This is a genomic window from Candidatus Bathyarchaeota archaeon, from assembly GCA_023131225.1.
Classification (GTDB): Archaea; Thermoproteota; Bathyarchaeia; order Bathyarchaeales; family SOJC01; genus JAGLZW01.
The window spans coordinates 59,105-71,235 of record JAGLZW010000002.1; the positions used below are offsets into that span (position 1 = coordinate 59,105).

At 41.6% G+C, this 12,131-nt stretch carries 10 protein-coding genes; 1 reads left to right on the forward strand and 9 read right to left on the reverse strand.

The genetic code is table 11. The features are described from left to right. Positions 1-16: 16 nt before the first annotated feature. From KAU88_00845 to KAU88_00875, 7 genes are all read right to left on the reverse strand, one after another. Entirely contained in the window at positions 17-1,324 is a 1,308-nt protein-coding gene (locus tag KAU88_00845) for an extracellular solute-binding protein (protein ID MCK4477064.1), read from the reverse strand. A gap of 80 nt (positions 1,325-1,404) precedes the next feature. Then, positions 1,405-2,499: an ABC transporter ATP-binding protein gene (locus KAU88_00850; protein ID MCK4477065.1), complete on the reverse strand. Its 1,095-nt coding sequence runs from the start codon at positions 2,497-2,499 to the stop codon at positions 1,405-1,407. Positions 2,500-2,690: 191 nt separating this feature from the next. Then, complete coding sequence (gene mch, locus KAU88_00855) at positions 2,691-3,680, reverse strand: methenyltetrahydromethanopterin cyclohydrolase (protein MCK4477066.1); 990 nt, start codon at positions 3,678-3,680, stop codon at positions 2,691-2,693. A gap of 86 nt (positions 3,681-3,766) precedes the next feature. Beyond that, positions 3,767-4,696 carry a hypothetical protein gene (locus tag KAU88_00860; protein MCK4477067.1) on the reverse strand — a complete coding sequence of 310 codons (930 nt, stop codon included), beginning with the start codon at positions 4,694-4,696 and terminating at the stop codon, positions 3,767-3,769. Between the two features lie 42 nt (positions 4,697-4,738). Continuing rightward, complete coding sequence (locus KAU88_00865) at positions 4,739-5,797, reverse strand: hypothetical protein (protein ID MCK4477068.1); 1,059 nt, start codon at positions 5,795-5,797, stop codon at positions 4,739-4,741. Between the two features lie 50 nt (positions 5,798-5,847). Then, on the reverse strand, positions 5,848-6,807 hold the full coding sequence (locus tag KAU88_00870; GenBank protein ID MCK4477069.1) for a Gfo/Idh/MocA family oxidoreductase: 960 nt from the start codon (positions 6,805-6,807) through the stop codon (positions 5,848-5,850). Positions 6,808-7,438: 631 nt separating this feature from the next. Beyond that, positions 7,439-8,338: a formylmethanofuran--tetrahydromethanopterin N-formyltransferase gene (locus tag KAU88_00875; protein MCK4477070.1), complete on the reverse strand. Its 900-nt coding sequence runs from the start codon at positions 8,336-8,338 to the stop codon at positions 7,439-7,441. A 166-nt stretch (positions 8,339-8,504) separates the two neighbouring features. On the opposite strand from KAU88_00875, the gene KAU88_00880 reads away from it, so the two are divergent. Further along, positions 8,505-9,845: an amidohydrolase gene (locus KAU88_00880; protein MCK4477071.1), complete on the forward strand. Its 1,341-nt coding sequence runs from the start codon at positions 8,505-8,507 to the stop codon at positions 9,843-9,845. On the opposite strand, the gene KAU88_00885 is transcribed toward KAU88_00880, so the two are convergent. Both KAU88_00885 and KAU88_00890 read right to left on the reverse strand, forming a co-directional pair. Continuing rightward, positions 9,842-10,861, reverse strand: coding sequence for a Gfo/Idh/MocA family oxidoreductase (locus KAU88_00885; protein ID MCK4477072.1), 1,020 nt, complete (start codon positions 10,859-10,861; stop codon positions 9,842-9,844). The genes KAU88_00880 and KAU88_00885 overlap by 4 nt on opposite strands. A gap of 154 nt (positions 10,862-11,015) precedes the next feature. Next, positions 11,016-12,005, reverse strand: coding sequence for a dipeptidase (locus tag KAU88_00890; protein MCK4477073.1), 990 nt, complete (start codon positions 12,003-12,005; stop codon positions 11,016-11,018). Positions 12,006-12,131: the final 126 nt, after the last annotated feature.

The window sequence follows — 12,131 nt, forward strand, 5'->3', positions numbered from 1 at the left end:
CATCGCATACGCAGTTTCATCCAGTTACGGGACCAATTAGCTCCACTGCCTTTGCTTCAATAGCCGCTGCTGCCCCTTCAGGCGTTGCTTGACCAGTGAATACTAGTAAGTTTTGTTCGTCCAAGTATGCACCCATCTCCTTAGAACACATCGTTCCAAATCTTAAGTGTACTATAGAAGCACTTGCGGTTGCGTCCATACACTTCACCATTACCTCAGGATAAATGCCTGCAGGCAACGCTATGCTTTGTGCTAGCGGGTTATGCGTTTCTCTAGCCATATATATTTGCCAGTCTGGTTTGGAAATAAATCTCAAGAAGTCCTCAGCCTCTTTTGTATGTTCACTCGCAGCGGCCACACCTATAGATGTAGGTCCTCCAAAGACTACATCCTTCAACTCAGATTTATCTGGGAAGTATGGGTATCTAACCACATCTAATTCAAGAGCTGGTTGGCCAAGAGACATCGCAATAGCAAATGTACCTTGCATCCACATCGCTGATTCTCCAGATGAAAAAGATGCATAAGCGTCCATGTAACCAGCTGTTTCCCAGCCTAGTTGGAAGTAGTCTCCGTCAACCCATTCTTTGATCTTTGTAAATGCCGTAACGTAATAGGGTTCAAAACTCACTTTACGATCTAAGGCATCTTGGAATGCTTCTGCCCCATTGCTGTGTAGGAAGATGTAGGTTTCTGGGAATGTTAGGGACCACGTAGCTGAACCGCTCATTGCGATGGGAATTACTTCAGCAGCCTTCAGTGCATCACACGCCACTATAAATTCAGTCCATGTCCAACTCGTTGTCATAGAAGGTATACTAACACCGACTTGATCAAAGATTTTGCGGTTAATGAATATCCAGTCAGTTTGGAATTCATATGGGAGAGCATACTGTTTACCATCCCGGGTGACCGCTTCTTTTATCGCAGGTGTAATCTGAGCGAGAGCCCAATCCTCAGCCAGTAGGTCAGATATATCGGCTATTTGCCCCTCCGCAACGTATGTGTCAAGCTCCCCTCCACCATATGTAATGAACAGATCGGGAGGATCCCCAGCTGCGAAGCCTGATGCTAGCTTAGTCCAGAACTCGTCGCCTGTGTAAAATCCAATTTCAACTGTTACTCCAGTTTCATTGTAAAACGCGTCACTTACGGTGTTCCAATATTCTAGAGCTGCTTCTTCTCCTCCGAATGGAGCCCAAAACTCTAAGGTTACTGGTTGTTCTGCTGGTTCAGGTTGAAGCCAAACCCAATAGGCAGCTGCTACAATCGCACCGATTATAATAACTGCAGAGACCATTGCGTAGATAGTTCGTTTTTCCATATTTTATTTTTCCCCTTTTAGGATTCCTATTCGACTTTGAGCGTTATGAAGAAATGACTATATAATGCTTACTATACTTTTCATGAAATTCTCTCTTCGCTAGATTTATCAAAAACCTGAAGGAACCTTTCATCAAACTTAACAAATACCTTTTTTCCTTCTTCTACGTCAAATAGAGGATCAACTTTCGCTGTAATCATGTAAGTGCCAATTTCTAAATCTACGTACCCCACATCTCCCATTTGCTGAAAAAGCCAAACTTTTGCCTCTATTGCGCCCTTCAGTTGTTTGGTGTGGACATATACGTACTCTGATCTAACGCCCAGTATCACCTCACTATTCAAAAACTTCTCTTGTACACGCGCTTCCAATAGAGCATCCGGAATTTTTAAGGAGAAGACATCAGTGTTCAACAGTAATTCACCATCTTTCTTTGTTAGTTGACCTTCTATAAAGTTGATTGCGGGCATTCCAACAAATGTTGCGACAAACTTGTTCTTTGGATGGTCATAAATTTCTCGAGGTTTGCCTACTTGATGAAGCGTACCATCCTTCATAATCGCTATTCTATCAGCCATGACCATGGCCTCAGTTTGATCATGAGTTACGTAGACCGTGGTAGTTCTCAACTTTTCATGTAACTTCTTTAGTTCTCCCCTCATTCTAGTTCTTAGCATGGCATCTAAGTTCGACAGTGGTTCATCTAGCAGATAAATGGAGGGCTCTCTAATTATTGCCCTAGCTAATGCAACCCTCTGTTTCTGTCCGCCACTAAGTGCCCATGACTTGCGATCCAGAAGTTCCTCAATCTGCAGTAACTCCGCTGTTTCTTTAGCCCTTATTTTGATTTCTTTTTTCGGTACTTTCATCACCCGAAGGCACAATGTTATGTTATCAAAAACCGACATATGTGGGTACAACGCGTAATCTTGAAAAACCATCGCGACTCTTCTCGTTTTGGGTTCGAGATCATTTACAAGTTCGTCATCGAAGTAGATATTACCGTTTGTAAGTTTTTCCAATCCAGCAGTCATTCTAAGAGTCGTGGTCTTTCCGCACCCAGACGGACCGAGCAATACCATAAACTCTTTATCTCTTATCTTAAGGTTAAATTTATCAACAGCCTTGACTTTTTTGAAGTATTTAGAAACATTTTCGAAGGTGATTTCAACCATTCGATTTCACTTCATGTTACTGTCATGAATATACATTGATATATTTTAAAGTTTATTGCCATACACCACTTAGCTAACAATTCTAATTAGCAAGTTTGACCACCTGCGCGCGAGCGCTTTTCAGTATAGGGTTAATACACAAATTAATAGAATTCTAAAGCTATAGGGAGTAAGGTGCTTCTTCTTCGAGTTCAGATTCTTGTTCCCCCCTCAATGACCCGAAGGCATTTTTTGATCATATCTAAGTTCACATCACCTGCTTTATACATCTTGCCGGTCCTTAGATCGTTGATTATCACTTGGGCAGGACGAAATATCGATGGGAATCCGGGCACCTTTCTGAAGTCAAAGTTTGCCTCCTTCAAAACATCATAAAAAGTTTTTCCATATATCGGGGTTGATTCAAAGACAAGCTCCTCCGCAAGATTCTCTAAATCTTCTCCTTTTTTAGATTCTAAAGCGACAAAAACTTTTCCACAATAACATATCAAATCGTCTGACAGCGCTTTCTCCACTTTAACAAACTTACAAACAGGAGCTATCGGAGCCAGTCCAAACATATGCTTAACTTTTCTTACGTCGTAATGCAAAACTTCCCTCATAGTAAATGTAACGTCTTCTATCGCTCGACCCGCAATCTGAGTTGCCCCCGCAAGACTTTCCCCTGGAGTAACAAGTATATAGAGATCTTTAGACTCTATGTTACATTCTGCAGCTATCAACTCCGCTACCTGCTCAGAAGGCAAGTAGTCCATTTGTAATACTATTACCGCGATATTAGATTCATCCATGAAGTCAAGAAAGTCGAAAAGTTTCCTTGGCTTCAATGCCAAAGCCCTCGCGGGACCCGACGCAATTAATTTTGTTTTTTCACCTTCTAAAAGCGGATATCCAGCCTGGATTCCTAAGGTGGAGATAGCTGGCCAACTCGTTGTCACTCCAATTGCTGGGAGAGTAATATCCGCGAAGGTCATCATAGCTAACTGCGCGTTTGCCAATCCCCCTAGACAAATCTCTGTGGCTAATCTCCCTGCCTCAAACCCTCCCCGTGCATGTACTCCCATATCAATAATGGTTGCACCATTTTCCAGTTTTGACACTTCAATGCTAAGTTTTTTTGGATGATCGAGGATTTTCTTGACTATTCTAAGAGATAGTTCATTTACTTTGATTTTGTTCATTTTCCATCCAACACGACACTAGGTGCAAATTTAACCTATTCATTTTATCTTGTTGACACATCGCGCGTTGAGGGTAACTAGGTATTCTACGTGTTTTCCAGCAGTTCACGCAAGTATATCTTATGTTTTCCCCAAAGACCTCCTTGGTTAAAACCGGTTATCCGTATTATACCTTGAATTTTTGTGATAGTTTCTAAAGAAATTTTCAAACTTTTCTTCACTGTCTCTTTGTCTAAACCCCAAACAACATATTCAACTACGGTGTTGACTCCTTTAGGAACCCTTGTATCGCTTATCCTGTCGCGTATGGTTGGGCACAAAAAGGTGGTGCTTGTCGCTTTTTGATCCTTATAGTTGACCCCCCCAATCTTTGCCCCATTCACGCCTGGCAAAGGATAAATCATGAAAGCTCCTTTAATTTCATTTAAAACCCTCTCGCCCGCAGCTTGAGTGGCCATTAAGGCACAAGCAGAGTTTTCACAAAAGATCTCGAATGCACCATCAAAACTTGTTGTCACTCCAAAAGACTTCTCAATAATCGACTCACCCATCATAACTGGAATTCTGTAGATTGATCTTCTCGACATCTCGTCTTCAACTTCAAAACCATCTCCCCAAAGCCTCACTGTTTCACCAGCATTTACGGTGAATAGCGTCTTTTTTTGGGGGACGGCATTAAAGACTGCAATCGTTGGAAAGTGAGGAGTCAAACATAAAACGTTTGTAAAAGCGTTCTCAAACGCTTTTCTGCCTTCTTCTGTCTCGGGATTCATGCTCCTCATCCCACGTAACAACACATAGAAACCAGGCCTGCCATCTGGCGTATTTTGCCATGGAGCAAAATTTCCTAAAAAGCCTTCAATCGGTGAGAAGGTTATGACGCCACCGCAGAGACGTTGAGCGTTTATTAAGGCAATTTCTTTTGTCATGCTTGTAACAAGTATTTGGGATGATACTATTTCGCTCAACTCGATATGCGTATCTTCTATCTCTACTTCATTCATTTTTGGAAGCAAGAATTTTCCCTCAAATCTTTCAACTGATATGAATGCGCGAATCTACCAAGGGTTTCGAAGCAACTTTTTGATGAAGTCTATGTGTACTTTCCCTGCTCTGTACATTCTTCCAGTTCTTGTGTCGCTTAAGGCGGCTTCCGCAACTATAAAACCGAGACCCTTTTGTGCCAATTTGTGCAAGTCTAATGTTGGATCAATGTATTTCTTTTCTACAACAGCCAATTGATAGAAGGACTTTCCGTAAGATGCTGGATAATTTTCTATTACCATGTGTTCAGCCATTGACTGTAGGTTCTCACCTTCTTCAGAACGAACCCAAAAGTGGACAGTGCCGCCATATCTAATCATGTCGTCTGCCCAGCAGCACGGCTCCTTAAAGACTTTGGGAGATACAGGAGAGACCGGGGTGGTCGCCATTGCATGTTCAACTCTACTATATGGAATTTTATAAAATTCCGTGAGCCGCCAGAACATATCTTCGAGTCCACGAGATGAAACCTGAACCGAACCTGCCACACTGTCTGACGGAATCAACACTAAATACAGGTCCTTGGGGTCTATTTTACATTTATCCGCAATGATTTTTGCGAATTTCTCATCTGGTAGGCCTTCTGTACGCGAACGTGTTTGAACCAGAAGGACACCAACTTCAGGATGAGGATCTTTATAAGACCACTTTTCGAATACCTTAGCCGGTTCCTGAGCTAATGCTTTGGCTGGGCCAGATATCCAAGCCTTAAAATCCTTAGTATTAACATGAGGCGCATGGATTACACCAACCCATACATACATCGAAACCGCTATGAATGCCGGTAAATCCGTGTATTGAACCAACACAGGCAAAGTTATGTCATCGTAAGTAACAGCAGTTGATCGAGCTTCCCCTACTCCTCCAAAAGCTATCTTTGTGGCTAATTCACCAGCTTTGTACCCTCCAGACGCATTCACGCCACAGTCGATTACAGTCGTTCCGTTTTTAAGTTCCTCTACATCGACGTTTAATTTATCGTGCTCCCTGATCATTTCTTTCACGATTTCTAGGGAACAGCGATTTATGCTTATTCTCTTCCAACGCTTCAACATGGTCTCCATAACACTCAACTTTTGTTTCTCCATATTCGTAGAATGAAAAAAGTTGTAGCAGCTTACTTTTAAAGCTTTATCACTTCTCCTGTTTTCCTAGATTTAACAGCAGCTAAACGTATTTTTAAAATGTGCTTCCAATCTTCGTCTGTCATCGCTGGCTTTCTTCCCTTTTTTATACATTTTATGAAATGTTGGTCTTCTTCAAAATGTCCTATGCTTGCTCTTCCATACGGAGGTTTTAAATTCCATTCCTTTGCGTGTGGCGGAGCATTTGTTCTGAGTTTCAACAAGCCTTCTTCTGTGTCAATGTAAATTATGCCTTTTTCTCCAATTATCTCCGTTGTGTCCATCACCATTTTTTCAGAAACTATTCCGCTGTATTGTGTAAGGCCTACAACTCCGTTGTCAAATTTTTGAAGCCAAGCTATGGTGTCTTCAACGTTCCCTTTTTCTCCATAAATCATGGATTCACCCTCAGAACAAACTCTTTCAATTTTGGAGTTCAACAAGAATTCCATTTTGGGCACAGTTATCCATCCTGGGTGCCCTGCTTTTTCCGCGTTCCAAATCCAGTCTTTCCCTTGCCCCCAATAATCGTAGGAGAACAGTAACTTGGTATAGATCATTACAGGTTTGCCTATTTTGCCTTGTTCTATCAGTTCTTTCGCCTTGACGTACGCCGGGGCAAAGTTGTAACAGTAAGCTGGCATCACTGTAACACCACCGGATTTAGCGGTATCTATCACTGTATCAGCTTCTTCAAGCGTCATCGTCATCGGGATTTCGCACATTACATGTTTTCCGGCTTTGGCTGCGTCTATCACCATCTGGGCGTGTAAAAAAGGAGGTGTGCAGATCCAAACGGCTTTGACTTGGGGATTCTCTAACAGCTCTTTATAGTCTGTGTACCAAGTTTCTGCTCCATAAGTTTTCGCAGCCGCCTCAGCCCTTCTCTTATCAACATCCGCAACAGCCACCAACCTCGCATCCGAAATCTCCTTTGATAAAATTGGGAGATGAGCCATCCTGGCAATCCATCCACAACCAATAACACCAACTCCTATTCGTTGTATAATTTTCCTCTCCTGGAAGGTAGAAGAATGATTGTTATGTTTATAACCATTTGCTTAGACTCTATCATGGAAAATTTCCACGACTCTTCGACTAATACTAGATATTGAAGGTCCCTTTGTTGATTTATTTACTCTTTAACACCACAACTAGGACCTAGGCTTGTGCTCAGCACGGCTATAACGGACATATCACTCCAACCCAACAACCCTTTTATGAAAGACCACTTCGGTGACTGTACGATATGCAAGGAGATCCAGTCAAAGCAATGAAGAGAGACTATATGCATGATGCTCTCGCACATAAACTGCACGATGATGGAGTCTTATCCCAGGACGCAACTATGAAGGCATGCAGAACCTCCATGACTATATACCTATATGGAAAGAGGGCATCCACAGCAGGAAAAAGAAATAGAGCCCAAACAAGTTTAACTTTTGATCCGAAATTATACGAAAAGCGTCCACCCCAAAAAGGGGACCTAACTAGTCCTCATTGCAGATCACAAGCTGCTTATAGGGTTGTATAGAACGGAGGACCGTTATTTTGAGTACCGAAAAGGTTGGTCAGAAACGCTTGGGTAAGTTAAAATAGGTCGCGGAAGTAAATTTGGTGTCCTCCAAACGTTCCGCCAAGGTCCAAGGCTGAAATTTTCTTGACTCCTGGGACAGTAGTTGTTGCTTCAATGCCAACTTTTAGAGCTTTTTTAACTGCGTCCATAGTTAACCCAAAGAACGCTACTTCCATAACGGCTTCAACACCTTCAGGAACATTTGTATCCTTAACTTTATTCCTTAGAGATGGGACATAAGCGTGGGATGTAGTTGCTCGTTCTTTGTAATTTATACCTCCTCTTTTTGCACTGTTTGACGGCCCAAGTCCGAGTGGAGCAACACCCCCAACTGTTCTGATAGCACTAAACGCTGCATTTACGCCTGCTAATCCCGCAACAACATTTTCGGCCATAACTATGAAATGTCCATCGCAACCGACTGTGATACCAAACTTTTTCTCAACAATAAAATCGCCGCTTGTGACTGGTATTCTATAGACTTCTCTATCAGAGATAACGTCCTCGCTTTCGAAGCCATCTCCAAATCGACTTATCTGGCTTCCAACATCTACAGTTTCTCTGATAAGTTCCTTGGGCATCGCGTTGAATGCAGCGCATGTTGGAGGTTGTATAAGTGTAAGAGTTCTCGTCACTATCTCTTTTTTCAGTTTGCCCCCATTATACGGCGGATCAGGCGGCAAACTAACTTGAACCAACACACCTGGTCTTCCATCAGGAGTCTCGATTGGTGAAACCGGACCTTCAATTCCTGCTTGGGAAGCACACATAATCACGCTTGACCCATAGCCAGCCATCATTTGACTAGCGCTCAGTGCCCAACTCTCTGAGTACGCAGTGACTAAAATTCTTGCTATCTTTAAATCCCAGATTTCAGCGAAAGTGTCGTCAATTTCAACATTATTTATTTTCAATGCTCTCTCCTCTTTATTGTTTTGCAGTAGTTTAGTAAGCTAAGCTAACTTTGTGTTTAAGCTTTTCGTAAAAGACCTCAAGTGGTAACACCTTTGCCTTTTTTTGGAAAAGCAAGATTTATATCCGTAAAATCTATTGCTCTACCAACAATTCGAGGAAACTGCCATGGTAGATATTTTGATTAGAAATGGAATAGTTGTTACTATGGATAAAGAAAAGCGCATTTTCAAAGATGGAGCTTTAGCAATAGAAGGAGACGGGATCATTGATGTGGGAAGTAGTGTGGAGTTGGAGAAAAAATATTCTCCGAATCGAGAGATAGATGCTAGAGGAAAGGTTATTCTCCCAGGCTTAATAAACACGCACACCCACCTATTTCAGAATCTGCTGAAAGGAATGAGAGACGATCTTCCCTTGGTTGACTGGATTAACACAGTAACCATGCCACACATAAAAGCAGCGTTCCAAGACGCTTTAGCCGGAGACTTTGAAATTGGTTACTATGGAGCACTCCTTGGGTGCATTGAAGCTCTCAAATCTGGAACAACATGTCTCCTTGACATGGACTTGAGAAACCCTCGGACACCCGCGGCTTTCAAAGAGACAGGTATAAGAGGCATTTACGCGATAGCTTTGGCAGACAAGTGGGTTACTCCTGAAGTTCTTGTTCCCAAAGAGGAAATGATGCAAATGGTTAATCAAATTATAAACAAATGGCACGACTCAGAAAATGGTCGAATACAATGCATGCTTGGTCCCTCAGCTCCTTTTAATTGTTCAGAAGAACTGCTGCAAGAGATAAGGGAACTGGCTGACAAAAACGGAATGAACATTCACATACATGTTTCAGAGACAAAATACGAATGTGATCTGATAAAAAAGGAAACAAACAAACGACCGCTCGAGTTCTTGTACGACCTCGGTTTTCTTGGAAGCGACGTTTCCGCCGCTCATTGCGTGTGGGTTTCAGATAAGGAGATTGATCTTTTGAAGAAAACTGGCACAAAAGTTTCTCATAATCCTGAAAGCAACATGAAATTGGCGTCTGGTGTAGCGCCTATCCCCAAGATGTTAAAGAAGAGAATAACAGTTTCGTTGGGTACCGATGGTTGTGCAAGTAACGATAACCTAGATATGTTTGAAGCTATGAGAATAACGGCGTTTCTTCATAAAGTTTCAAGCCTAGATGCTTCCATTATATCAGCTTATGATGTGTTAAAAATGGCAACAATTGACGGGGCTAAAACAATCGGATTGGAAGATCAAATAGGATCATTGGAAGTGGGTAAGAAAGCGGATGTGATTCTTGTTGACCTGCAAAAGGCTCATCTGAGACCTCTTCATGATATAGTTAATATTTTAGTATACTGTGCCAGAGGAGGAGATGTGGAAACGGTCATAGTAGATGGAAAGATCGTCGTGGAAAATGGTGCAATTAAAACGGTTAATGAAAGGAACATAATTCAAGAAACAGAAAAAAGGATGACTGGACGTTACAATGCTTAAATTTCCACGTTTATCGGTTTCCTCTTTTTTCGTGACTCTATCGATGCCAATGCTATCTTCAGAACGTTCCTTCCGTAGTCACCAGTAACTCTTGGTTTCTTATTTTCAATTATACACTTAATGAAATGACTATCTTCCTCATAATGTCCCCAACTAGGTTTTCCATAAAGAGGTTTAAATGACCATTGACGTTGTTGTGGAGCATCCCTTTTGTACAGAGTTAAAAAGTGATTATTCTCAATAGATATGGACCCTGCATCTCCGATTATATCTGCTTGATCCATGGTGAGTTCTTCCACAATACATGTACTGTATTCTATGATTCCAATAGCGCCTTCGTCAAACCATAAAAGCATGGCTAAATTGTCTTCAGTATTGCCTTTATCTCTATAAGCCAAGGTTCCTGCCTCAGAGTATACACGTCTAACTTTATAATTGGAGAGGAATAACATGAAATCAATTGGTTCAGTTCCATTGATATCGATGTGCCCTCCCTCCCCTAAATTCTTAACCCACGGTTTGCCAGCTCCCCAATTTTCACGAGGAACAAATAACTTGTAACTAATCATTACAGGCATACCAATTTCTCCTTTCTCAATCAACTTCTTAGTTTCTAAATATATAGGACCAAAATGAAAACAATATCCAAGCATCAACTTTGCTCCATTGGACTTCGCTGCTGCGATCATTGCGTCAGCCTTTTCTAAAGTCGTGGTCATTGGTATCTCACACATCACGTGTTTTCCAGCGTTAGCTGCTTCTATTACCATAGGTGCGTGTAAATGAGGAGGAGTGCAGATCCAAACAGCGTCAATTTTCGGATTGTTAAGCAACTCCTTGTAGTCAGTATACCAGAAGTCAGCCCGATATTTTTTAGCAGCATTCTTAGCTTTTTCTTTGTTGTTATCTGCTACGGCGACCAGTCTTGCTTCAGGAATTCTTTCAGAAAGTATGGGAAGATGAGTCATATTTGCGATCCAACCACAACCAATAACGCCGACACTTACCTTCGACATGCTTCTACCTCAACCTCTCAAAACTCTCATATAGCCTATAAAAAATTTTGCAGTCTTAAAATCCCATTCATTGATCTATTCAACATCAATACTGCAATAGCTTGGTCCAACATCTGTTGATCTAAGCAAAAAAGTCGTTGATGCCTATCTGATGCTATTCCTTGAACACTCGTTTGAACACTCTTAGGAAGTTCCCTCCTAGAATCTTTTTTATCTCCTCGTCCGAATAACCTCTAGCCACAAGTTCTCGGGTAATGTTTGGAACTTTCGTCACCGAGTCGATGTCCTTTGGATGCTTATAGATCTGCCCATCAACTAATATGAGTAGCCTCCTCATCACTGGACTTTCAGCCTGTCTCTCGAAAAAATCTGTTCCTATGCCAACGTGATTTGCGCCAACCAGCTTAACCACATAATCCACGTGATCCATTAGGTCGTCGATGCTTAAATCTGGTTTATCACCCAGAAGCCGAGGAAACGCACTTATCCCAATAACTCCTCCCTTTTCGGCTGCGGCTTGAATTTCCTCATCTGTCTTGTTTTGATGTGTATCGACTAATGCCTTGATGCTGGAGTGGGAGAAAATAACAGGGGCCTTGGAGGCTTCTATGGCATCGAGACTTGTTGCCTTACCAGCATGTGCAAGATCTATAACCATTCCAAGCTTGTTCATCTGTTCTACAAATTTAAAACCAAAAGCGCTTAATCCAGAATCTGCTGGTTCAGCACATCCATCTCCAACTATAGTTCTATAATGATAGGTTGGTTGGATAATTCTTATTCCTAATTTATGATAAACTTTTAATAAAGCTAATTTTCCTTCAATAGGATCTATATTCTGGAATCCTAAGAAAATTGCAGTCTTTTCCTCCTTTTTCGCTGCGATAACATCGTTTGTAGAGGTGCCCAAGAGCACTTTATCAGTGTTTTTTTCAATCATACGTTGCATTTCGACAATTCTCTTTATGGTTTCAGACAGGTTGTGTTTCCCAGCCACTGTATAGTTTATCGCCGTTATCCCACCCTCCTTCATCATTTGAAAATACATTTCATCCATCACTGAGCTGTTCAACGCGTCGATGACTATGGCTTCTTTGTGAAGAGAAAAAGCACGTTCTTCTTGTTCCTTACTTAATTCTATCAAATCAACCATCTTTTCTTTTCGTGGTTATTCACCCTATTACGTACGTTTCCTTAAAAAAGGTTTAAGAGGATGGTTCTCATATCAATCGAAAAGGTGAAATAAAATGTGGAGGCCTCGTTGGGCAGA